This is a genomic window from Methylomonas sp. 11b (assembly GCF_000515215.1).
In the GTDB taxonomy this organism is placed as follows: Bacteria; Pseudomonadota; Gammaproteobacteria; order Methylococcales; family Methylomonadaceae; genus Methylomonas.
The window spans coordinates 1,225,040-1,248,368 of sequence record NZ_KI911557.1; the positions used below are offsets into that span (position 1 = coordinate 1,225,040).

17 protein-coding genes are annotated in these 23,329 nt (G+C 52.7%); 4 read left to right on the forward strand and 13 right to left on the reverse strand.

Translation table 11 applies throughout. From position 1 onward, the window contains the following. Positions 1-4: 4 nt before the first annotated feature. Genes gspE through METH11B_RS0105685 form a run of 3 tightly spaced genes read right to left on the reverse strand, consistent with a single transcriptional unit; the run spans position 5 to position 3,978 of the window. The gene (gspE, locus tag METH11B_RS0105675) at positions 5-1,516 is read right to left on the reverse strand and encodes a type II secretion system ATPase GspE (RefSeq protein WP_026601194.1); all 1,512 of its coding nucleotides are present in this window, start codon (positions 1,514-1,516) and stop codon (positions 5-7) included. Beyond that, complete coding sequence (gene gspD / locus METH11B_RS0105680) at positions 1,503-3,410, reverse strand: type II secretion system secretin GspD (RefSeq protein WP_026601195.1); 1,908 nt, start codon at positions 3,408-3,410, stop codon at positions 1,503-1,505. Before gspD ends, gspE begins: the two co-directional genes overlap by 14 nt. Before the next feature lie 22 nt (positions 3,411-3,432). Next, positions 3,433-3,978 (reverse strand): type II secretion system protein N, encoded by a 546-nt coding sequence (locus METH11B_RS0105685; protein WP_197026932.1) that lies wholly within the window; start codon positions 3,976-3,978, stop codon positions 3,433-3,435. A gap of 153 nt (positions 3,979-4,131) precedes the next feature. Between METH11B_RS0105685 and METH11B_RS0105690 the strand changes: the two genes are divergently transcribed. Together METH11B_RS0105690 and METH11B_RS0105695 are read left to right on the forward strand one after the other, a co-directional pair. Then, positions 4,132-5,271, forward strand: coding sequence for a hypothetical protein (locus METH11B_RS0105690; RefSeq protein ID WP_026601197.1), 1,140 nt, complete (start codon positions 4,132-4,134; stop codon positions 5,269-5,271). Positions 5,272-5,328: 57 nt separating this feature from the next. Continuing rightward, a complete protein-coding gene (locus tag METH11B_RS0105695; RefSeq protein ID WP_026601198.1) occupies positions 5,329-7,578 on the forward strand; it encodes a hypothetical protein in 2,250 nt (749 codons plus the stop codon). A 318-nt stretch (positions 7,579-7,896) separates the two neighbouring features. On the opposite strand, the gene METH11B_RS0105700 is transcribed toward METH11B_RS0105695, so the two are convergent. From METH11B_RS0105700 to METH11B_RS0105715, 4 genes are all read right to left on the reverse strand, one after another. Continuing rightward, the gene (locus tag METH11B_RS0105700; RefSeq protein WP_026601199.1) at positions 7,897-8,655 is read right to left on the reverse strand and encodes a hypothetical protein; all 759 of its coding nucleotides are present in this window, start codon (positions 8,653-8,655) and stop codon (positions 7,897-7,899) included. 197 nt (positions 8,656-8,852) lie between these two features. Next, positions 8,853-9,635, reverse strand: a complete 783-nt coding sequence (gene ppk2, locus METH11B_RS0105705) for a polyphosphate kinase 2 (protein ID WP_026601200.1) — start codon at positions 9,633-9,635, stop codon at positions 8,853-8,855. A 43-nt stretch (positions 9,636-9,678) separates the two neighbouring features. Beyond that, positions 9,679-10,998, reverse strand: coding sequence for an HD domain-containing phosphohydrolase (locus tag METH11B_RS0105710; RefSeq protein WP_026601201.1), 1,320 nt, complete (start codon positions 10,996-10,998; stop codon positions 9,679-9,681). Positions 10,999-11,017: 19 nt separating this feature from the next. Beyond that, positions 11,018-12,802 carry a bacteriohemerythrin gene (locus METH11B_RS0105715; RefSeq protein ID WP_026601202.1) on the reverse strand — a complete coding sequence of 595 codons (1,785 nt, stop codon included), beginning with the start codon at positions 12,800-12,802 and terminating at the stop codon, positions 11,018-11,020. A 102-nt stretch (positions 12,803-12,904) separates the two neighbouring features. Between METH11B_RS0105715 and METH11B_RS0105720 the strand changes: the two genes are divergently transcribed. After that, positions 12,905-13,312, forward strand: coding sequence for a hypothetical protein (locus METH11B_RS0105720; protein ID WP_026601203.1), 408 nt, complete (start codon positions 12,905-12,907; stop codon positions 13,310-13,312). Between the two features lie 24 nt (positions 13,313-13,336). Here METH11B_RS0105720 and METH11B_RS0105725 read toward each other — a convergent pair whose 3' ends face one another. The 6 genes from METH11B_RS0105725 to METH11B_RS0105750 form a co-directional block, all read right to left on the reverse strand. Then, positions 13,337-15,223 (reverse strand): ATP-binding cassette domain-containing protein, encoded by a 1,887-nt coding sequence (locus METH11B_RS0105725; protein ID WP_026601204.1) that lies wholly within the window; start codon positions 15,221-15,223, stop codon positions 13,337-13,339. Further along, positions 15,214-16,434 carry a competence/damage-inducible protein A gene (locus tag METH11B_RS0105730; RefSeq protein ID WP_026601205.1) on the reverse strand — a complete coding sequence of 407 codons (1,221 nt, stop codon included), beginning with the start codon at positions 16,432-16,434 and terminating at the stop codon, positions 15,214-15,216. Before METH11B_RS0105730 ends, METH11B_RS0105725 begins: the two co-directional genes overlap by 10 nt. Next, positions 16,431-17,345: an AEC family transporter gene (locus METH11B_RS0105735; RefSeq protein WP_036276945.1), complete on the reverse strand. Its 915-nt coding sequence runs from the start codon at positions 17,343-17,345 to the stop codon at positions 16,431-16,433. The genes METH11B_RS0105730 and METH11B_RS0105735 overlap by 4 nt, the downstream gene beginning before the upstream one ends. A 72-nt stretch (positions 17,346-17,417) precedes the next feature. Continuing rightward, positions 17,418-20,714 carry a bifunctional diguanylate cyclase/phosphodiesterase gene (locus METH11B_RS27650; protein WP_026601207.1) on the reverse strand — a complete coding sequence of 1,099 codons (3,297 nt, stop codon included), beginning with the start codon at positions 20,712-20,714 and terminating at the stop codon, positions 17,418-17,420. Between the two features lie 123 nt (positions 20,715-20,837). Continuing rightward, positions 20,838-21,524 (reverse strand): (5-formylfuran-3-yl)methyl phosphate synthase, encoded by a 687-nt coding sequence (locus METH11B_RS0105745; protein ID WP_026601208.1) that lies wholly within the window; start codon positions 21,522-21,524, stop codon positions 20,838-20,840. Beyond that, on the reverse strand, positions 21,521-22,084 hold the full coding sequence (locus tag METH11B_RS0105750) for a DUF447 domain-containing protein (protein ID WP_026601209.1): 564 nt from the start codon (positions 22,082-22,084) through the stop codon (positions 21,521-21,523). The genes METH11B_RS0105745 and METH11B_RS0105750 overlap by 4 nt, the downstream gene beginning before the upstream one ends. A gap of 153 nt (positions 22,085-22,237) precedes the next feature. Between METH11B_RS0105750 and METH11B_RS0105760 the strand changes: the two genes are divergently transcribed. Then, complete coding sequence (locus METH11B_RS0105760) at positions 22,238-23,044, forward strand: response regulator (protein ID WP_026601210.1); 807 nt, start codon at positions 22,238-22,240, stop codon at positions 23,042-23,044. The last annotated feature ends 285 nt before the right edge of the window (positions 23,045-23,329 follow it).

The following is a 23,329-nucleotide window of genomic DNA, read 5'->3' on the forward strand; positions in this document are numbered from 1 at the left end:
CAGATTAATCCTTTAAGGTGATACGGATGGCTTCGTCGATGCTGGTATCGCCGTTCAGCACTTTTTCCAGCGCACTTTGCTGGATGCTGCGCGAGGAAAGTCGGGCATGCCGTTCCAGTTCCAGATCGCCGGCGCCATCATGGATCAGCTGTTGCATCGTGCTATCCAGCATGATCATTTCAAAAATACCAGCCCGGCCCTTGTAACCGTGGTTATGGCACTGCGGGCAGCCTTGGGCTTGATAAACAGTAACAGGCTCGCCGGTTTCGCTGCGATACCCCAGCTTGGCTAAATCCTGTTCCGGCACCTGTTCCGGTTTTTTACAATGCGGACACAGTTTGCGCAGCAACCGCTGGGCTATCACGCCGACCAAACTGGAGGCCAACAAGAAAGGCTCTATGCCCATGTCGCGCAGCCGGGTTATAGCGCCGACGGCGGTATTGGTATGCAAGGTCGATAGCACCAAGTGGCCGGTCAAGCTGGCCTGCACGCCAATCTCGGCGGTTTCCCGGTCGCGAATCTCGCCGACCATGACGATGTCCGGATCCTGCCGCAAAATCGCCCGCAAGCCCTTGGCAAAAGTCATGTCCACCTTGGTGTTCACCTGGGTTTGGCCGACGCCGTCCAGGTAATATTCGATAGGGTCTTCGACGGTAAGAATATTGCGGCTGCGTTGATTCAATTGGTTAACCACCGCGTACAAACTGGTGGTTTTCCCGGAACCGGTAGGCCCGGTCACCAGAATGATGCCGTGGGGCCTAGCAATCATCTGCTGAATGCTGTTCAGCTCGTAATCCGACATGCCGACTTGCTTCAGGCTTAATTGGTTGGCCTGCTTGTCCAGCAAGCGCAGCACCACCCGTTCGCCGTGGCCGGAAGGCAAAGTCGAGACTCGCACATCCACAGTGCGGCCGCCGATATTCAAGGAGATACGACCATCCTGCGGCAAGCGCTTTTCGGCGATGTCCAGCTTGGCCATGACTTTAAGCCGGGAAATCACCATGGGCGCGAACTCGCGCTGCGGCTCGATAATTTCCCGCAAGGTGCCGTCCACCCGAAACCGCACTACCATGCGTTTTTCGTAGGATTCGATGTGAATGTCCGAGGCGTTTTCCTTGATGGCTTCGGTGAGCAGCGCGTTGATCAAACGAATGATCGGCGCTTCGTCTTCGCTTTCGAGTAAGTCTTCCGGCTTGGGCAAGTGCTGGGCCATCTCGGACAAATCCAGATTGTCCTGCATATCGTCGACCATCTGCTGAGCATGGCCGGTTTTGTGTTCGTACACCGCTTGCAGCAAGCGCTCGAACTCTTCCGCGCCGACCGCTTCGAAACTGGCCGGTCTAGCCACGAAGCGCCGGGTTTCCAGCAAAGCCGTTACCGGAGCTTTAGGTTGATAGACGATACGCGCCTGCTGTGCGGAACACTCCGCAACGATCACGCCGTGGCGTTTGGCAAAACCGTAAGACGGCAGCCTGTTATCGGTCGGCGCTGGCGCTGTCGGTTCAGCGGTTGCCATTGCCGCCAGCCTCGCCGCGATTGTCTTCTACAGCCGAATTGTCGTCCGATAAGTTGTCCAGCAAGGGCTGTTTCTGCTCCGGCATCAACAGCACGCCGTCCTGGTTAAACTCTTGTTGCTTGTCGCGGATGTAATTGTATTTGTCGTGGGTTAAGCCGCTGGATTTACCCGCATCCCTGATGATTTGCGGGCGCAAAAACACCATCAGATTCTTTTTGGTGATAGTCGTCGAATTGGTTTGGAACAAGTAGCCCAGATAAGGAATATCCCCCAACAGCGGCACCTTATCCACCGTTTCGGTGATGTCGTCTTGGATCAAGCCGCCCAATACCAACACCTTGCCGTCATCGACCAATACGCTGGTTTCGATTTTGCGTTTATTGGTCTGCAAATCCGCACCGGTAGTGCCTTGCACAACGCTAGAAACCTCTTGCGCGACTTTTAATTTGACCGCATTGCCTTCGCTGATCTGCGGCAAAACTTTGAGTTTAATACCTATGTCTTCGCGTTGGATGGTTTGAAATGGGGTACTCAGGCTGCCGCCGACGGAAGGTGTGTATTGACCGGTGGTTAAGGGGATGTTGCGGCCGACGATCATGTTGGCTTCTTCGTTGTCCATCGTCACCAGCGACGGCGTGGATAACACGTTGACGTCGGTATCGTTGGCAAACGCGGTCAACAAGGCTTTTAACTCGCTGCCTGCCAAATAACCGATACTCAAGCCCTTACCGACGGAGGAAATAAATTGCGATAGATCGAGCGAGTTGCCCTCCCCTTTTCTGCTGGCCGCAAATACGCTGCCGTCTTCCTTGGTTTGCCATTCGACGCCAATATTCTGCGATTTGTCGTAGCTGACTTCGGCAATAATCGCTTCGATATGCACCTGCGCGCGGCGCACATCCAATTGTCTGACCACCGATTTCAAGGTCGCCATCAAATCGTGCGGCGCGGTGATAATCAACGCGTTAGCAGCTTCATCCGCGCGAATATCGAAGTCTTTACTGGTAGTGGCTTTGGTTTTTGGTTGATCGGCTTTTTCATCCTTCAAAGACCCCACCCCGGTCAGCGTTTCGACCAATTCCTTGGCCACAGCATAACGCATATAAATCACTTCGGTATTGCCGGATTTTTCCATCGGCGTATCCAGATTGGCGATCAAGGCGCGCATCTGCAAACGCATCTCCTGCTCCCCGCCGAGAATAATTGAATTCGAGCGTTCGTCGGCCACCATTGGCGGTGCGACCGGCGTGGTTTTTCCGGCGTTGCTGCCGGTGATTAATGTGTTTAATGGTTGAATCAAATCCGCGGCATTGGCGTGTCGCAAATTGATGATTTCAATGTTTTGCAAATCGCTTTTATCGATTTGCTTGATCATCGCCGCCAAGCGTTTAACGTTGGCTGCGGTATCGGACAGGATCACGGTGTTACTTTCCGGCACCGCGCCGATAAACGCGTATTGCGGCATCAACGGCAAAAGGGTCTGTACCAGTTGCGTGGCATCGACATGATGCACCTGCAACACCCTGGTCAGTTGCTCGTCGCCGTTCTGCGGATTGCCGCGCAACTCGCTTTCCTCACCGTCCTGCTTGGCGGTGACATTCGGAATAATCTTGACGACGTTGCCGTTCGGAATCGCCGAGTAACCGTGCACCTTTAATATGGACAGGAATACATCGTAAACCTGTGCCGACTTCATCGGCGTGGAAGTCACCACCGAGATATTGCCGGTGATGCGCGGATCGATAATAAAATTTTTACCGGTGACATCGGCAACCGTTTCGATCAGTGCACGAATATCGACATCTTTTAGATTCAGCGAAAATTCGTCTTTTTCCGCCAGCAGCATCGGGCAGAAAATGGCCAGCAGGAAGCCGAGCAACAAGCGTGTTTTCATTTGCAGTTTACAAGGGAGGGGATTATTCGGTGGCGGTTGGTTCGTGGATGCTATCTTTTATCAACAGCAAGGATTCCTGGCGTTCGCCACGCTTTAGCAAGACCCGGTCTGCTTCAACAGCCTGCAACACCGCGCCGCCGGGCAGCTCGTCGCCCAGCCTATATTTCTTTTGCTGCCCGTCGTCGGCTTGAATGATGCCACTGGCATTTTCCGGGTTCTTGGATAAAAACATGATGCCTAGCAGTTTGAGCTTTAATTGCGTCTCCGCAACGGCGCCCTTATCCGACAAGCTCTCTGGGCTTTGCCCGAACAAATGCCAGGTGGCGATTTCCGACAAATCCATGGGCGGATTTTGCGCGGCCGCTTCGCTGAGCACCGAGGCAGCAGCCTCTGTCGAAGTCCGATCTATGCCCGCCAACGCGGTGGACAGATTTACATACAACACCCCAAGCAAATAAACCGTAGCCAGGGCTGTGGCAAGCCATTGCAGATAGGCGCCACCCACCACTTCTCGTTCCGCTGCTTTCCAATCGAAAGCGAATTTTGAAAAACCGGCAAATTTCATCATGGTTGGATTATGCTGGGAAAACATGACTGTTTTATGACAATCCCAGCTTGGCGCGATAGTGCCCAATCCGCGCCGGCATCCGACTTGCCGGCAGCCCCCAAGCGCTGTTAGAGTTGACCGGAAGCCATAAATCCACCGACATCAACTAAGCACATGAATGGACTAACAACCCTGGAACAGGCCTTTGCCGGCGCAGCGGATCGCATCGAGGGAATCGATAAATTAGCCGGGGATTTAAATCGCTGGTATTTGCAACAGCCGTTAGACCGCAACTTCCTGCATCCCTGCTTAATCGGCGGCAAACCGGCTTTGGTATGTCAAGCTGGCCTGAGCCACGATGCCACCGCTGCATATGCCGAGTTGGCTGAAATCGCCCGGCGCTACGGTATTTATCTAAAAGAAGACAGCCGGCAGCGCGACGATAGCTCCATTCTGCATAACCGCCGCCGTGAAGTCAGTTTGGTGCTAAGTTTTTGCATAAGCATGATGGGCTCTTCGCGCATCGTAACCGCCAACGATTTGCAGCCGGTCAACGCCGTGCATGCAGTCGCCAGCCAACTGGCCGAGCCGGTCAATGCGATGCAGGCCAAGCTGTCGGTCGATCAGGACGGCACAGCGACGATACGCTTACGCCTGCGGAAACCGCCGAGCGCCGCAGAGGTGATGGCCGCTTACAGCCAAAAGCAGGCCACATTGAACAGCGATCCGCTGGCAAAAGCGGAAATGGCCAATTTCCTCAGCGCTAGCTATCAGGCCGAGTCCAGCGATCCGGCCAATATCAGCGCAGACTTGGCAGTCATGGCCGACTATTTTTCGCATTACCCGCAAGTCGTGAATTTGCTCAGCGAACTGCGCGGCCAAAAACTCATCCTCAAATACCGGCAAAATACCTGGCAAACTCAGGCCTTTGGCAATCAATTTGGGGTGGATAGCGTGACGATTTACTTCGACACCCGTTTGGGCGCGCAATTGCTGAACGATCCGGGCTGCGACAGCACACCCGCATGCAGCATCTCGCCCGCCGACGCCTTACTGCATGAATTGCTGCATGCCAAATTGATGTTGCTGGATAGCCAGCATTTTATTGACGGCGGCGGCATGGCCCAAACCTTATACCCATTCGAGCACGAACGCGAAGTGATCAATCACGAAAACCGGCTTTACCAAGATATGAACCAATTGGATGGCCGTGCCCGTCCTTTAAGGCATAGACATAGCGGCGAGTTATTGCAAGTCTCCTGCCCGGCCTGCAACCCAACAAAGCAAGTTGCGTCAAGCGACCCAAGTCTGTAAAACTAGCGAAATTTCGTGATAGACATAACAAAAACTACTCAACTCAGGAGACACACAATGACGCCCATATCCAGCCGTAATGTTGCCGAAAAATGGCGGTTTGCCAGACTCGGCGGTTTCGATCAGGTTGAATTGAAACGCGGTAGCGATTTAATCGGACTGCCGGAACTGGATCAGAAATTATGGGCGGCACTGAGTTGCCCGACGCACGGATTGTTCTTCGACAACCAAACATTGGTGCTGCTGGATACCGATAACGATGGCCGCATCCGAGCCAATGAGGTAATCGAGGCGGTGCGTTGGGTAAGTAAGGTACTGAAAAACCCGGCCGATTTGATCCAACAGAAGACCACCCTACCGCTGGCGGCGATAAACGATCAAGATGAAGAAGGTCAACAGCTACTGGCCTCCGCCGTCGAGATCTTAAAAAATCTGGGCAAGGCGGATGCGACCGAAATAACCACCGACGATCTGGCCGACATGACTAAGGTCTTCGCCAACACTCAATTTAACGGTGACGGTATTATCCCGGTTAAAGCCGCCGGCGACGAAGCCGGCCAGCAAGCCATCACCGACATCATCGCCTGCTTGGGCGAGGTTGAGGATCGCTGCGGCGAGCCGGGTATTAATCTGGAAAAAATCGAGCAGTTTTTTAAAGATGCCGGCGCATACTTCGATTGGTGGCAACAGAGCGATGCCGAAGCCGTGCGGATTCGCAATCAAATCGCCGACACCGAAGCGGCGGCGGCTTTATTGGCCCAAATAAAACCGAAAATCGACGATTTTTTTACCCGCTGCCAATTGGCGGAATTCGACACCGGCGCGACAGAGTTGTTGAACCCAGCCGACAGCCGCTACGAAGAACTGGCCGGCATCGACTTGTCGGCAAGCAACGAAGAACTGGCTAAATTGCCGCTGGCCGCTATCGCCGCCGGCGCTAACTTGCCGTTAAATGCCGGCTTGAATCCGGCTTGGCGGTCTGCGATAGAACAGTTAAAAACCCTGGTGCTGACACCGCTGCTGGGCGCTTTGGACAGCTTGTCCGACGCACAATGGCAAAGCGTGATCGGTCAGTTTGCTGATTACCAGGCCTGGTTGCAGAAAAAGCCCGCCAATGCCGTCGAAAGCTTGGGGCTGGAGCGCATCAAAACCCTGTTGCAAAGCGATGCGCAAGCCAAATTGACCGGCTTGATCGAACAGGATCTGGCCTTGGAACCGCAAGCCACCGCCATCGACTCGGTCGTGCGCTTGCTGCATTACTACCGCGATCTTTACACCTTATTAAATAACTTCGTGTCGTTTCGCGATTTTTACAGTGCCGAACCGCACGCTATTTTCCAGGCCGGTACCTTGTATCTGGACGGCAGAAGTTGTCAATTGTGCGTAAAAGTGGATGACGTGGACAGCCACAGCAAACTGGCCGAACTGAGCAAAATCTTTCTGGCCTACTGCGTATGCCGTCGGCAAGGCAGTAACGAAACGCTGACCATCGCCGCAGCGGTTACCGGCGGCGACAGCGACAATTTGCGCGTCGGCCGCAACGGCGTGTTTTACGACCGCAATGGCCTGGATTGGGACGCGACCATCGTCAAAATTATCGAAAATCCGATCAGTATCAAAGAAGCCTTCTGGTCGCCGTACAAACGCGTCGCGCGGATGATTAACGAACAACTGGAAAAAAGTGCAGCGGCCCGCGACAAAGCGGCTAACGCCAATGCTTTTAAAGGCATTTCCGAAGCCGGCGCCAATGCCGGACAAGGCAAGGAACCGCCGGCCCCGTTCGATGTCGGTAAATTCGCCGGGATTTTCGCTGCCATCGGTTTGGCAATCGGCGCCATCGGTACCGCGCTGGCCGCCGTGATGAGTAGCTTCATGGGCTTGGTTTGGTGGCAAATGCCGCTGGCCATCGTGGGTGTGATGCTGGCGATTTCCGGCCCGTCCATGTTCATCGCTTACTTGAAACTGCGCCAACGCAATCTGGCGCCGGTCCTGGATGCCTGCGGCTGGGCGGTGAATGCCAAGGCCTTTATCAACATCCCGTTCGGTCGCTTGTTGACCGGCGTCGCCAAATTACCGAAAGACGCGGAAATGCAAATGGTCGATCCGTTCGGCGAAAAGCAAAGCCATTGGCAAAGCTACGTGTTCTTGCTGATCCTGCTGGCCGGCGCCGCCTACGCCTGGCAAAAAGGCTATATCGGACCTAAGCCAGAACCGGAAAAAGCAGCCCAGGTTGAGGAAAAAGCGGCGGTGGCTAAAGTTGATGCTCCGGCAGCGGCCCCGGCTAAACCTGCGGAACCGGCTAAGTAAGTCTTTCCTTATAGAAAGTTCGGAGCCGGAGCAATTACTTTATCAAGTAGTTGCTCCGGTCCGGCATCATTTTAGAAGTGTAGGGTGGATAAGCTCAGCGTCATCCACCTATTTAAGTTTCAATGGCGGATGACGCTACGTTTATCCGCCCTACGGGCTAAGTAAGTCTTTTATTGCAATAGGACTGGGACCGGGGTAATTACGTTATCAAGTGGTTGCTCCGGTCCCGCTTAATGCTAGAACTGTAGGGTAGATGACGCTTCGCTTATCACCAGGTTATCCAATGCACGAATGAGGATTCCATCTCTCCGGCCATTTTTAGTCATCAATACTCGCCAAACTGATTAGTTCTACAATAATACGAGCACTTACGAAATGGACCATTGAACTTTCCGCTGTCCCGCGCAGGAGCATTCCCACCAGCATGGGAAACTGTAAATCTTGCGCACCGTTACTTGATGGTCGCATATAAAAGACTGGGCTGCCGCTGAGCCCGTCAAAGCTAGAAAGACCGATTGACGTTTCGATCCTCGCAACATGGCAATGCTCAGAGACGCTATAGCCCTGATAAATGGCCCGAATTACACTTCTAGTGTTCTCGATCGTTCGTGCCTCAAAGTTAACGAAATTACGTTCAGTTGCATATCCAATGATCCACAGCTCGTCGTTCGCAGACAGGGACTCAGCCGACATTAGACCCGTATCCACATTCTGCGCCGTCAATGGCGTATCACCAGATTTATCAAATGCTACAAGGTCAATACGAAGAGCATAGATATCCTTGTACTCCTCATCGTCTCCACCTTCCTTCCTAATTACGTACTTCTCATTAAATGGAAGCGATTTTCGCGAGTTATCCGCCGGAAATATTCTGAGCGCTTCCGCTGAGCCTCCCAAATTCGTCATTACGTGCTGTGCTGTAATCCAGAAGTAATTCTTCGAATCTGCGAGTAAAAACGATGACCCCTTGCCCCAATATGTATATTCTGAATCGCTGTACTCGAAGAGGACCGGACGTGCAATTTCCTCAAACTCATGCATATAGATGGCTAACAACTGATTAAATAATTTCTGCATGTCATCTTGAATCGATTCGGCATATCAAGTCAGGTAGGATGGGCACGGTTTTGTGCACACGCGGAATTAAAGCAATCGCGCGAAATGGTGGGCAGAAAAGCGTTACCCACCCGACTTTTGAATATGGCTTTCAACGCAAACAATTTGGTGCAATTCGAAATTCATCGCCCTCACCCAGCTCCTTTCCCATCTACACCTCACGGCGCAATCATGCCATTGTGCAAATAGCTTTCTTCGTAATTAAATACGATATTTGCATCCGGCAAGACCAGCGTTTCGTCCTTGCCCTTGTAATCCAAACGAAACAATAAATCTTTGATGATATTGATCCGCGCGGATTGTTTATCGTCGGATCTAACGACCGTCCAGGGCGCGGATAAATGGTGGGTTCTGGCGAACATAATGTTGCGGGCTTCGCTGTATTGCTGCCAGTGTTTTTGGGCTTCCTTGTCGATGGGGCTGATTTTCCACTGTTTCAGGGGATCTTTCTGGCGTTGCTTTAAGCGTTCTTTTTGCTCGGCTTTGCTGATGTCCAGATAGTATTTCAGCAGCTTGATGCCGGAGCGCACCAGCAGCTGTTCGTAGTGAGCGACGGTTTCGATGAACTCGTGGTATTCATCATCGTTGCAAAAGCCCATCACCCGCTCCACGCCGGCCCGGTTGTACCAACTGCGATTGAACAACACCATTTCCTGGGCGGCCGGCAAATGGTGGGTGTAACGTTGAAAATACCAGGTGCTGAGGTCGCGGTCGGACGGTTTACCCAGTGCCACCACCCGGATTTCCCTGGGGCTGAGATGTTGAATGATGCGCTTGATGGTACCGTCTTTGCCGCCGGCATCACGGCCTTCCAGGATAATCAGGATTTTGTCGCCATGCTTGATGATGTGATTCTGCAATTTGACCAGTTCCACTTGCAGTAGCTGTAAAGTGTCTTTATAAACCTGCTTATCGGCTTTGGGTGGGTGCTTTTTGCTCATAGTTACCTGCCTATCTAAAATGGTTTCCACCGTTCCGGCTTATTTAACCGCGTTGTCGCTCACTGCCCATTCTCACCCGCAAAATCAGATTTTTCTTTTGCTTCCTGAGTTCAAGAATGTCTTCGACGTTTTTTTCGTTGAGAATCTGATTCTTTAAATACAAGACGTCGTTACAAATAATCTCGGCGGCTTCCATGCCTGCTTGCAACTGGGTCCAGGAAATTTCGATTATCGGCCGTTCGTCGACAGTTTCCGATTCGGCGAGCAGCGCCAGGAAGGTATCAACCACCAGTGGGTCGTAGTCCTTGGCTTTTTTGCTCAGCAGCCGCTCTTTCACTTGCTCGGTCGTCATCGCGGTGCCGGTGATCGAGCCGTCCAGATAATTGATATAGTCGCGCACCAGGGTCAATATCCTGGCACCCAAGGGTATCTCCGCGCCCGCCCAACCAAAAGGTTGGCCGGAACCGTCGAAATGTTCGTATTGGGCGGCGATCAGTTCGGCGGCGTTATGCAAGGTTTCCAGGCCTTTCAATAGCGCCTGCCCTTCCAACGCGTGGTTTAAATAGCGTTTGCGTTGCTGGCTATTCATGCTTAACAAAGCCTGGGTCAGCAAACTGTCCGGCAAGCTCATTTTGCCGATTTGCAGCAACAGGCCGGCATACACTACATCCTTCAGTGCGGCGGCATCCATGCCCAGCCGCCGCCCTACTTCCCTGGCGTTTTCCGCCACATATTTGGCGTGACCGCTTTTGATGCCGGGCCGCATTTCGATGGTTTTTGCGAACACCTTAACCGAATCGGCATACTGTTTTTTCAAGGCATCGTGGGCTTGATCGATCAGCTGCAAGGACTTTCTCAGCTGTTCGGTGCGTTTTTCGACCTTGTCTTCCAAACCGGCGTTCAGCTCTTTCAACTCCTGATTTTGCCGGTTGATAATATCGAACAGTTGCCGACGCTCGTCGCGCAAGCGCTTTTGTTCCAGCGCGTTGTTCACCAAAATTTTTAGCTCGTTGTCCTCCCAAGGCTTGCTGCAATAACTGTAGATTTTGCCTTTGTTGACGGCGGCGATGGTCGATTCAATGTCGGCATAGCCGGTCAATAAAATCCGCACGATATTTGGCCAGCGTTCGGCCGCTCTGGTCAGAAACTCGGCACCATCCATCTGCGGCATGCGCATGTCGGAGATAATCAGATCGATAGGATGTTGCGCCAAAATTTCCAGGCCGTCGGCGCCGCCCTCCGCCATATAGACTTGATATTCCGCACCGCGAAACAAGCGTCGCAAGGCCTTCAATACATTAGGCTCGTCATCGACGAATAATAAGTTGGCAACGGTTTGCGGGTCTTGGGAAAGCTCGGTCATGGCACGGCTGCGATATTCGTTAACTGGCAGGGGTACAGGTCGGCAAATAAATTCGGAACCGAGTCCCTCGGCCGATTTCCGAATCTATCTCGATACGACCATGATGGTCCTGGATGATTTTATAAGATAGCGACAAGCCCAAGCCGGTGCCTTTACCGACCGGCTTGGTGGTAAAGAATGGATCGAACATCCGCGCTCGGGTTGCTTCGTTCATACCCTGGCCGTTATCCTCCACTTCGACCCACAGCCAATCGGCATCCTGATAACCGGTTCGCACCGTAATTTTGCCGAAGTCCTCAATCGCTTGCGCGGCGTTCACCAACAGATTCATAAATACCTGATTCAGCTGCGCACCGACGCATTCGAAAGGTTTGATACCGCCGTATTCCTTCACCACTTCGGCCTTGTATTTCAGTTCGTTGTTGACGATATTCAAGGTGGCATCGATACCGGCTTCCAAATCGAACATTTCCCGGCCCTGCTTATCGATCCGGGAAAAATCGCGTAGATCCTGGACGATTTTCTTCGCGCGAGTCGCGCCTTCCAGAGACTCTTCCACCAGATCGGCGGCGTCACCTTTCAGAAAATCCAGATCGACCGCATTTTTAAACTGTTTAAAAGCCTGCGCGTCCGGGTGGTTATCCGCCAACTGCCCGGCCAGACGCTCAGCCAACTCGGCGGCCTTGGTGAGTTCTTGTATGTATTGTTTAAGGCTATTTAGATTGGAATAAATATAACCGAGTGGATTATTGATCTCGTGCGCCACCCCGGCGGCCAATTGGCCGATCGAGGCCATTTTTTCCGATTGCACCAGATGGGCCTGGGTTTCCTGGAGTTGCTGATTGAGCAGGGTTTGTTGGTTTTTTTCCATCTGCAGAGTCTGGTTCGCCTCTGTCAGCGCTTGGGTGCGTTCGCGAACCCGTTCTTCTAGTTGTTGGTTCAGTTTCAGCAAAGCGGTTTCCGCCTGCTTTTGCGTGCTGATGTCCATCCCACAGCCCATCAAGCCGGCAAATTTACCGTTCTTGCGCACCCTGGGCACGGCGGTTTCCAAAATCCAGGTTTCCTTGGCATCCGCGGTACACAGCCGGTACTGAATCTTGAACTTGGTCAATTCCAGCGCGGCTTGCTGATAAGTCTGCACCACCTTGTCCCTATCATCCGGGTGTATCGTGTTCAGCCATTGCCGGCGGTCGACAAAACCGCGTTCGATATTGAAGGTTTTAAACCAGAAACGATTGCAAAAAATCGGCAGGTTTTTGGAGTTGGTGATCCAGATCAGGGCCGGGAGATGGTCGGCAAGTTCCTTGAAACGCTCTTCGCTTTCCCGCAAGGCCGAGTACAAATTACTGTGCAAAATATCGACATGTTCATCCTTATCGATAAGAATTTGCGCGGCATCCACACCCTGGTTTAGGCTGATCGCCATCAGTTTGTCGGTTTTTAAAATATGGTGGCACAGCCAGTCCACCAAAAAATCCAGCAAATCCTTGGAAATGACGGAAATATCCGTTTGAGCCTCGATCTGCACCTGCTGCACTTTGTCGATAAAATCTTGATGTTGCTGGCGGTGCTCGGCAAGCAAACGCGGATTAAAATTTACATCCGCCATCAGTTGCTCTTCATGCTGAAAGTGATAAACCGAGTAATCGAGCAGTTGTTTGACGGTATCGATGACCGTTTGCAGATCGGCGCCTAATGCGTTTAGTTCGTCCAGCCGATTAATCAGCCCGACCAGATGCCGATGCTGATTATCCACACTGTCTATGCCGACCAGCAGTTGGTCGTTCCACGTTAAAATACTCATCCGCGATCCATTCTTAGCAGGGTCAAGTCTGATTACCGACCTCTGGCATTATGGCACAATGCATTTACTCTGCCGGTTTTTTCAAGACTCAGGTTTATTGGTATGGATATTCAAGATTTCGACGGTTTACGCGCCTTGCTGGACTCAACGTTTCCGAAAACCTGCCGCAGTTGCGGTTACGTATATATCTCGGCCGAGCAGTTTTTTATCGAAACCCAAGACATGCCCCATGGTCGTTCATCGTTACGGTCGGCCATCGAGGACGACGGCTTAATTCTAGTGGAAGTATTCAGAAACTGCCGCTGCGGCTCCACGTTGATGGACGAGTTCGGCTGTCGGCGCGATCAAAGCCCAGCCGGTTTAAAACGGCGCCAGGCTTTCGACAATATGTTGAGTGCCATGCAAGCCCGAAACATCGCCACAGACGCTGCCCGCATGGAGATCATCAAGTTTTTACAAGGTCAACCCAATACGCTGGTGGCGATGCTGAATATCGAGAGGCTACCTTAGCGGCAAGTTACGGGCCGGAAACCCTCAGCCTTGCATGGCTTCCAACTCATCCCAACGTTGATAAGCCTGGCTCAGATCGGCCTCGGCAGTCTGCAATTGCGCCAGCTTGGCGGCTACGGCATCAGGGCTTTGTTTATAAAAATTGGCTTCGTTCATTTCCGCCGTCAGCTGGACTTGCAGGGTTTCCAGTTGCTCAATCAGCGCCGGCAGTTGCTCTAGTTCCCGCTGTTCCTTAAAACTAAGCTTCTTGGCCGGACCGGTTTTGGGTTTTTCTTTTTTTACGGCTTGCTCGGCGATTTTTACCGCTTCGGCTTTTTTGTTCTGCTCCATCAGGGCAAACCAGTCGGCGTAACCGCCGATATATTCTTCGACCCTGCCCTCGCCTTCGAACACCAACACGCTGGTCACAACGTTATCCAAGAACTCCCGGTCATGACTGACTAACAATAAGGTGCCTTGGTACTCGACCAGTTTTTCTTCCAATATCTCCAGGGTTTCCAAATCCAGATCGTTGGTCGGTTCGTCCATCACGATCAGATTAGCAGTTTTGGTAAACAAGCGCGCCAACAGCAAACGATTTTTCTCGCCGCCGGACAGACTTTTGACCGGTGAACGCGCCCTGGCCGGCGCGAACAAAAAGTCGGCCAGGTAAGACATCACATGTCGTTTGCCATCCGGCGTATCGACAAATTCGCCGCCATCCAGCACGCTGTCGGCCACCGAAATTTCCGGGTCGAGCTGCTCACGCAATTGATCGAAATACGCAATTTGCAGATTGGTGCCCAATTCGATAGTGCCGTTGGTGGGTTGCAATTGGCCGAGCAGTAGCTTCAATAAGGTGGATTTGCCGGCGCCGTTGTTGCCGATCAAACCGATCTTGTCGCCGCGCTCGATGCGTAGCGAAAAATCTTTGATGATGGGTTTGTCCTGATATTGAAAATTCACATCGATGGCTTCGACGACTTTTTTGCCGGACGCTTCGCCTTTGTTCAAACTGAGCTTGGCCGTGCCTTGGGTGTTGCGCCGCTCGGAACGTTCGGCGCGCAAGCGTTTCAAGGCCCTAACCCGGCCTTCGTTACGCGTGCGCCGGGCCTTGACCCCTTGCCGGATCCAGACCTCTTCTTTGGCCAGCTTCTTGTCGAACTCGGCGTTTTGATTGGCTTCGTCTTCCAAGGCCGCAGCCTTGCGCGCCAGATAGTCTTGATAATTGCCGGCCCAGGAAGTTAACTGGCCGCGATCCAAATCGATAATCCGCGTCGCCAGTTTTTGCAAAAACGCCCGGTCATGGGTGACGAACATCACCGCGCCCTGAAAAGCCAGGATTTGCTCTTCCAGCCAGGCGATGCTTTCGAAATCCAGATGGTTAGTCGGCTCGTCCAGCAACAACACTTCCGGGTCGATTACCAAAGCCCGCGCCAAGGCTACCCGCCGCTTCCAACCGCCGGACAAACTGCCGACCAGCACGTCCGCCGGTAGCTGCAATTTGCTTAACACCGCTTCGACACGGGTTTGAAACTCCCAACCGTTGTCGGCTTCCAGTTTGTGCTGCACATCACCCAAGGCTTGCAGCGATTGCTCACTGCCGTCCATGTGGTGTAACAATTCGTGATAACGGGCGATCACCCGACCCAATTCGCCCAGACCGCCGGCCACCGCTTCATAGATGGTTTCGGTTTCCTCCAGATTGGGCGATTGCTCCAGCCAAGCCAAACGCAGTTCCGGCTGTTTCCAGATTTCGCCGTGATCGGCATGAATATCGCCGGCGATGATTTTCATCAAGGTTGATTTGCCCTCGCCGTTGCGGCCCAGCAGGCCGACCCGCTCACCGGCGTCGAGTTGAAAGGCGGCGTTATCGAGCAGCGCGTGGGTGCCGAAGGCGATGGAAACATTGGTTAAGCGGATTAAAGGCATTTGTTTTGTAGGTAACGTCTGAGTAAGTCCAGCGCCAGTAAGGCGGCCTGGTTTTGTTTGGATTTAAGGGCGCCATAGGCATTGAGCTGGGTCGAGACCACGCCGCTGGGTGTGGCTAAGGCATTGTAAAGGACAATGGCTTTATCTTTATCCCGATAGTCTGCGGCGCTGCCGCTAAAAAGCTGAACTAAGGCAAAATCGGTTTGCTCGCGGGCTTTGAGTTGTTCGGCCCAAATTTTGGCGATGGGCAGTACATCACCGCCTCCCGCTTCACCTGCACCGGTATTGCGTCCCCAATCCAGATTAATTTCAACGCGCCTCAGCCAGTCGCATCCCAAGCATTTGGCGGCTAACTGGCCCTGGCTGGCGGTTTCCAGCAAGGCCAGGGAATAGGATTTCCGGCTCATGGCTTTGCTCACGACGTCCAGCAGATCGCCTTGCGCTTCGTTTAGGCCGTCGATGGCAAACACGTAATCGCCGATCCGCTCCGCAACGGCGGCCACACAGTCACGCTTTTCTTGCTCGGGAAAACTGCTGGCAAACAACAGTTTGGTCTGCACTTCATCGGGTGCGGCACGAAACCCAAGTTGCACGCCGTCCGGCAAATCAAAATCCGCCAAGCACTGCTGAATCGCCGATTCACCTATACCTATGCTGCGTAGGCTAACCAAACACTCCGGCTGCAAATCAAAACGCTCCAGTAATTGCTGCCTTACAAGAGTGGTGAACATATGCTTCATTTCCGACGGCACACCCGGCAAAAACACAAACCAGCAGCGTTTAAATTGCAGGGCAAAGCCCGGCGCGGTGCCGTAAGCGTTATCGATGCGCATCGCAGACTGCGGCAACAGGGCTTGCTTGCGATTGGCTTCCGGCATCACTCGATTGCGACGCGCGTAATACTGTTGAATGTCCGCAAAGGCCCGGGCGTCGAATTGCAATGACTGGCCGCTGGCAATACTGACCGCCTCGGCGGTGAGATCGTCGCTGGTCGGCCCTAGGCCGCCGGTGCAAATACAGCAATCGGCCCGTTCACCGATCTCCCTAAACAGCGCAACCAAATCTTGCAGGTTGTCGCCGACCGCAGTATGGCGTTTTAGGGTAAAACCCATTTCAACCAATTGCTGGGAGAGCCAGGCGGCGTTGCTGTCCACGGTCTGCCCGCAGACAATTTCCTCGCCTTGCGAGAATATTTCGGCTATCTGTTTCATAACACCCGATACCAGAGTGGTAAGCTCACTAAACTCAAGGCCGTCGTCACCGTCACGGCCATCGCATATAAACCGCTGTCCAGCTTATAGCGGTCGCATAACACGATGCCCATCACCATACTCGGCATGGCTAGATCCATCACGGCCGCCGCCCTGGGCTGGCCGGTCAAATTGAGCAAATTTGCCAGCCACAACGCAATCAGCGGCATCAGCCATAACTTAATCAATGCGGTGGGAGCGATGAACGGTAAGTTGCGCACACGTATATCCCGCCAACTAAGCGCCAAGCCTAAAGAAAAAATCATCAACGGTGCCACCGCTCCGGAACATTTTTGCAGTAAGCCACCTACCCAGAACGGTATCGGCACCTGATTAAGGTTTAACACGACCGCGACAAAAGCGGCCCAGAACGGCGGCGCATTAAAAAACGCCAAGAGCGATTTGGGTTTTGGTTCCCCGGTTGCTCCGTAATGGCGGGCCAGCATTATGCCTAAGGTATATACCAACGGCGCTTCGGCAAACAAATCGATCTGGATGACCAAAGACCGGGTCCAGTCGCCGAAAATCTGCTCCAATACCGGCAAGCCCAGGTACGTGACGTTTGGAAAAGCTGCCGCCAAAATCACCGCCCCGGTTTGCGGGTTTTTAAATCTAAACAACTTAGCAAGCAGCCAACTTGCCAAAATCGACAACAAGATACTGATAGAACCCAATGCTGAATATTGTAACGATTGCCAGCCAATATCCGCCCGCCACAGCACATCCAGCACCATAACCGGCATAAAAAAGTAATAAACCACACTGGTTAACACCAGCCGGGTCTGGTCTGCCGACAAACGGTTAGGCGTCAAGACCCGCCAACCGGCACCGCACAGCATCAGCACGGTCATTTGCATCAAGGTTGTATTCATGCCGCGCATTTTATCAGGCTGGCGGCGGTGACACGCGGCTAAAGCATTAGCCCTAGTAATTGGCTAAATATGCTAATCGCCACCCGGCGCTTGGGCTACTGCCTTGTCGAGTAGTAGTTCGAACTGATCGGCCGGAACCGGTCTGGAAATTAAATAGCCTTGTCCGTAATCGCAGCCCATTCGATTTAATAGATCGTATTGTTCCTGGGTCTCTATACCTTCGGCGACGACTTTGATGCCTAACTTGTGCGCCATCACCACAATGGCTTCGCACAAGGCCATGTCACTGGAGCCGGCCACCAGACTTCTGACAAACGCCTGGTCTATCTTGATGTAATCGATGTCGAATTTTTTCAAATAGGCCAAGGACGAATAACCGGTGCCGAAATCGTCCAAAGCCACTTGCATGCCGGCATCGCGAAACGCCAACAATTGTTCGCGAGTGCTATTGCTGGCATCCAGTATTAAGCCTTCGGTGATTTCGACTATCACGCTCTGGCCTGGTAATTCCAGCTCCCGCAGCAAGACTATCCATTGATTGGCTTCCATGGCTTGCTTGCGGAACTGTACCGGCGATTTATTCACGCTGATCTGGAAATCCGGATGGTAGGTTTGCCGCCATTGTTTGGCCTGACGCACAGCGGTGTCGAAAACCCAATCGCCAATATCAACGATAACCCCGGTATCTTCGGCAACCGGAATAAATTCGGCCGGGCTAACCATTCCCAGCGTCGGATGCTGCCAACGTAACAAAGCTTCCGCTTTGGCGATGCTGCCGCTAGCGAATTCGATGATCGGTTGGTAATGCAGTAAAAACTGCTGCCGGGCCAGCGCGCCGTGCAAATCGTTGGCCAGCCGCATGCGCAGTTGGGCGTTCTGCTGCATCAAGGCAGTGAAATATTGGTAACGGTCGCGACCCTGATTTTTGGCGGCGTACATCGCCTGATCGGCATTTTTTAATAAAGAATCGGTATCCAGCGCATCGTCCGGATATAGGGCAATGCCTATACTCCCGGAAATGTAGGCCGTCTCATTTCCCAACCGAAACGGTTCCGCCAAGCCCTGCAAGATATTCCGGGCGATCCGGTTGACGCCTTCCACTTGGTCCAACTCGCCGAGAATCACGGTGAATTCATCGCCGCCCAGCCTGGCGATGCTGTCGCAATCGCGCACGCAGCCGCTGATGCGCCGCGCCGCTTCCTTCAACAACACGTCCCCCATGAAGTGGCCCATGCTGTCATTGACATCCTTGAAGCGGTCCAAGTCCAGAAACATCAAGGCCACATGCCTACCATGCCGAAAAGCCTTTTTGATTTCCTGATTGAGCCTATCTAAAAACATATTGCGATTCGGCAAACCGGTCAGCGGATCGAAATTGGCTTGCCGCCAAATCAATTCTTCGGATTTTTTCCGGTCGGTAATATCCGCGATCAAGGCCACCCGCCTGTGCACACCACCGCTCTCATTCAGAATGGAGTTGATAGTTACCCACTGGATGCAATCCTCGCCGTTCTTGCGACGGCCGCTGATTTCGCCGGCCCACTGACCGTTGGTATTGATTACCCGCAAGACGGTTTTGTAGAAAGCCTGATCATGAGGCTCTGTAGCGCCGCCGACAAAGGCGCGGCCTATCACTTCGTCCGCCGAATATCCGGTTACCGTGGTAAATGCCGGATTAACCGTGATGATAGTGCCCGTGGCATCGGTGACCATCATTGCTTCACTACTGTTCAAATACACCAAGGCCGCCAGTTGCATTTCCTCTTCGGCGCTTTTCCGCGCGGTAATGTCCTCGTACACACCCAACACACCAATAGTCTGTTGTTGCAAATTACGTAAGGGCACTCTTGAGGTTCGCAAATGCATGGTTTTACCTGCCGGCCCCATTAGCATTTCTTCGTAATTCAATTTTGCCGTATTACTCTCTATTACCTGCTTATCGTCTGCTCGATATAAGTGCGCTAAATCTCGCCAAACTAATTGCTCATCGGATTTACCGATCAATTCGGCGGGGCTATCTAGCCCGGCATCCCTACTGAAGGCTAAGTTGGCCCCCAGATAACGGTAATTCAGGTCTTTCCAGAATACGCGGCTGGGGATGGTGTTGATGACGGTTTGCAGCATGTTTACCGAATCGGCTAGTTTGTGCATCGCTTCCAACCGTTCGGAAATATCGCGCAAAATCAGTAATTGATTACCTGCCAAGCTATCGCCCAATAAGACGATGTCAACCAACACCATCCGGCACCTGCCATCCTTGCAACACACTTTCAATTCCGCGGTTTGGCTGGACTCGGCCGCGGAATGGGGAACACGCTGATAACTGTGCCAATTAGCGATGACCTGCTGCCGATATTCGGCATCGGGATGGGCATGCCACCACCATTCCGCCAAGGTCGGAATATCGCTTAGCGTATACCCAAACGTTTTCACGAAAGCCGAGTTCAAATAATTGATATTGCCTTGGCTATCATGCAGTACATAAGCAATTGGCGACTCTTCGATAATTGCATGAAATTTGGCTTCGCTACCGGACAGCGCCTGATGGGCTTGATAAAGCCTCTGGTAAGGCAGTTGGATGCTGTTGAGAAATACCGAACGGTAGATCAGGCCATAGGCGACTACTTTATAGATGTGGCCGAGCAAAATATATAAATCGGTCACGCTGGCATAAAAGGTCACGAACAGCTCGCTCATGGCCATGATAGCGGCAGCCGCCGCCAAACCAGCCGGATCGTAAGAATGTTGACGGCGGGTTTGGAGTAAATAGCCGATGGCACTGAGAGCATAGACGCCGGCCAATAGATATTCGCAGGCTTTTTTAACAGACGTTAAGCCCTGAACTGCATCAAAGGTGCGCGGTAACCAGTCCTGATGGAAAAACACCAGCCAGCAACCCAGAACAATATAGAGCAGCACACCGCTCAACATCAATGAGCGCGATACCGGTGATATTTGCCTGCTTGGCACCAGCAAACCCATCACTAAGCCTAGCGCCGCAAACGCGCGGGCCATCAACCAAAAAGCGATAGCTTTTTCCGGATCGCTTTCGGTGATAAAGGCCGGCATGCCACTGAAAGACAGGGTATGCATTAAATCCAGGACCGCCACGCCTAAGAAACAGCAGGCCAGCATCATGAATCCGGCGGAGTTTTCCTTTTGATAAACGCTCCAACCCACGGCGAAAACCAATGCGGAAATCACGATGGAAAAACCTTCCATCAAGGTATGTACGCCTAAGGATTGGCTGACAAACGGCCGCAAGGATTCCGATAGCGGAAAATACAAGCTAAGCAACTGCGCAAGTAAAAGTAGTAGCACCGTCCAAAGCAGAGGCCTGGCCTGGTTTTGTTCGCTATATTGCTCCACAGTGTTCCCTTGCTGTTTGCCGGTCTGCCAATATTATGTAGACTTAAGTCTGTTAGCGGCTAGTGTTATTGTTATGTTCTATCGATAGTGCGATGGGTACTGTCAATTCATCAGCAGGCTCATTCAATACGCTAAAGCGCGCCAATGTTGTCTAAGTCTGTCGATTTGCGCGACATCCAGTTGCGCGGTGCGGGAATGCTCCCGACACAAGGCGCCGCGAAACCCCAAATAATCCGGACTTAACTGCACTAAACTCGCTACATCGTCGGCTCGCAAGGAACCGGCCAAACCACTCAGCAAGCCCAGACTGGCGACTCTATCGACAAAACTCTGCAATTCGTCCAGGGTCATCAGCCGCGTCAACGAGCCGAGCTGTTTATCGGCGGTATCCAGCATCACCCCGCGAAAACCGGCCTTGGCTAAGGCATCGATCATCGCAAAATCCGGGCGGGTATCGGCAAACAATACCGCGACCAAGGCCACTCCCTGCTCGGCAAGCGTTTGTAATCCCGCAATGCAGGCCTGCCAGTCACCACCCGGAAAAAAACCGATCTTCACATAATTTACCCCGGTAGCCGCCATGGCTTGCACGGCCGGCAGGATCAATTCGGGCTGCATCGGTAAATCGCCGATAGTGGCGCTAACACAGCTACCCGGTTGCAAGTGGCGAACAATTTCGGCAACCTCGGCAACGTCCAACGCCCCCAACGCGCCGCGAGCCGGTTGTTTTAAATCGATAATGTCGACGGCGGCGGCCTCGACCAACAAAGCTTCGGCCAAACTATTCACGCTAGCCAACATCGCGGTCATACTTGCGCTCCCCGGCGATGTTGCTCAATAGCCGTCATTAACCAATCCCAAGCCTGACGCTCACGCTCGCCGGCGGTTTTATCCAGACCGATGCGCAAATAATCCAGCTCGGCTTGAATTTTCTCCCAAGGCAATCTATCCAGCCGGCTGATTAATATCGCCGCTTCCAGCACCGAATATTGCGCCCGGTTAAAGCCTTGGAACGGCTTATGGTTGACCGTGTGCACAGCGCGGCAAAACAATTTCGGCCGGGTGTCGTCGTCTTCGCTTCCGACAAGCTGTAGTTCGGTATGCGCCAAGCTGTCGGCTAAATAATACCCTGCGACTTGTTGGGCGGGCAATAAGGGCCAGTTCCTACGCCCGGTCAGACAACCGGCAAAAATCCGTACATCGTCGCAATAATTGATGACAGCGGTTTTGTTAGCCAGCAGATTATCCAGCGTGGTCGAGGGCCGAAACGGCAAGATAATGTATTGATCTTGTTCAACATGCACCCCCATCGGCGCGATGTGCGTATCGCCTTGCAGATTGACGGTGGTGACGAGGGTTTCTTGAATCATGGTGGTTTAGGTCTATCCTGAAGCGTGAAATGTTGCCGGTTTACCGGCAAACCAACGCGCAATTTTAATCTCGCCGGCTACCCTTGGGGATTTTTTTTCCAGCCGGCGCATGCAGGATGCAATTTCGATCAACATTAACCAGGCCAGACGATTATGCATGCTATAGATATTGCCGACTTATCGATTTTGCTGATTGAACCTTCAGCCACGCAATTAAAAGTCATCATGCAGCACTTACGTGACGAAGGAATTGCCAAAATCGAAGGCGTTGCCAATGCGGCAACTGCACTAGAAAGCTTGCATAATCATCGCCCGGATTTGATTATCAGCAGCCTGTATCTGCCGGATATGATGGCTACCGAACTGGTCGAGCATCTGCGCGGCGACGAGGCTTTGAGCCATGTCCCCTTCATGCTGATTTCCAGCGAATCGAGTTTCGCGGTGCTGGATACCATCCGCCAGGCCGGCGTGGTGGCGATTCTACCCAAGCCCTTCGCTCACGACGATTTGAAAAACGCCTTACGGGCCACTATCGAGTTCATCGATCCGCAAGAAATCAGCCTGGAACATTACGACATCGAAAACGTGCGGGTCTTGGTGGTTGACGACAGTCCGCTGGCCCGCAAGCATATCAGCCGGGTGTTGAACAATATGGGCATCGTCAAAATCACCCAGGCTCAGGACGGCAAGGAAGGCGTTGATGTATTCGCTCGTGACCAAAACGCCTTCGACCTGATCGTCACCGATTACAATATGCCGGTGATGGACGGCCAGCAGTTGATAAAAACCATCCGCCAGGATTTGGGTAATTCCATCGTACCGATCTTGATGGTCACCAGCGAAGAAAACGAAACCCGCCTCAGCAATGTCCACAAAGCCGGGGTCTCGGCGATTTGCGACAAACCTTTCGACCCGCAGACCGTTAAGGAAATGTTGTTTCGGGTGTTGGAACCGGATTGAAGCTTGCTTAAGCTTTATCCCGATTAACCGCCCCATCCGCCAACAGCTAGAGACCGGCGGCCTATCCCTTTTCACCTGCCATAACTCGCCCTTGGTCTGCACTCTTGGGCTCTGCCGGTCTGTACCAAGTAAGCGCTTGTTAGGCCAATGCTTGAGCATATCTTCAGCTAATTAACATCCCTTCATAATCCAACATATCTCTGCCACCGCTGCCAAGCAAGCGGGAGTCTCTTTCCGTTCTGACCGCTTGCGTCAATCCGACCAACAGCACTATACTGCTCATAA

Bases quoted from the DNA above. Each gene is read 5' to 3' on its own strand.
- gspE (WP_026601194.1), bottom strand. From the start codon at position 1,516: ATGGCAACCGCTGAACCGACAGCGCCAGCGCCGACCGATAACAGGCTG.
- METH11B_RS0105750 (WP_026601209.1), bottom strand. From the start codon at position 22,084: ATGATTCAAGAAACCCTCGTCACCACCGTCAATCTGCAAGGCGATACG.
- METH11B_RS0105685 (WP_197026932.1), bottom strand. From the start codon at position 3,978: ATGATGAAATTTGCCGGTTTTTCAAAATTCGCTTTCGATTGGAAAGCA.
- METH11B_RS0105700 (WP_026601199.1), bottom strand. From the start codon at position 8,655: ATGCAGAAATTATTTAATCAGTTGTTAGCCATCTATATGCATGAGTTT.
- METH11B_RS0105710 (WP_026601201.1), bottom strand. From the start codon at position 10,998: ATGACCGAGCTTTCCCAAGACCCGCAAACCGTTGCCAACTTATTATTC.
- METH11B_RS0105745 (WP_026601208.1), bottom strand. From the start codon at position 21,524: ATGACCGCGATGTTGGCTAGCGTGAATAGTTTGGCCGAAGCTTTGTTG.
- METH11B_RS0105735 (WP_036276945.1), bottom strand. From the start codon at position 17,345: ATGAATACAACCTTGATGCAAATGACCGTGCTGATGCTGTGCGGTGCC.
- METH11B_RS0105725 (WP_026601204.1), bottom strand. From the start codon at position 15,223: ATGCCTTTAATCCGCTTAACCAATGTTTCCATCGCCTTCGGCACCCAC.
- gspD (WP_026601195.1), bottom strand. From the start codon at position 3,410: ATGAAAACACGCTTGTTGCTCGGCTTCCTGCTGGCCATTTTCTGCCCG.
- ppk2 (WP_026601200.1), bottom strand. From the start codon at position 9,635: ATGAGCAAAAAGCACCCACCCAAAGCCGATAAGCAGGTTTATAAAGAC.
- METH11B_RS0105730 (WP_026601205.1), bottom strand. From the start codon at position 16,434: ATGAAACAGATAGCCGAAATATTCTCGCAAGGCGAGGAAATTGTCTGC.
- METH11B_RS0105760 (WP_026601210.1), top strand. From the start codon at position 22,238: ATGCATGCTATAGATATTGCCGACTTATCGATTTTGCTGATTGAACCT.
- METH11B_RS0105695 (WP_026601198.1), top strand. From the start codon at position 5,329: ATGACGCCCATATCCAGCCGTAATGTTGCCGAAAAATGGCGGTTTGCC.
- METH11B_RS0105720 (WP_026601203.1), top strand. From the start codon at position 12,905: ATGGATATTCAAGATTTCGACGGTTTACGCGCCTTGCTGGACTCAACG.
- METH11B_RS0105690 (WP_026601197.1), top strand. From the start codon at position 4,132: ATGAATGGACTAACAACCCTGGAACAGGCCTTTGCCGGCGCAGCGGAT.
- METH11B_RS0105715 (WP_026601202.1), bottom strand. From the start codon at position 12,802: ATGAGTATTTTAACGTGGAACGACCAACTGCTGGTCGGCATAGACAGT.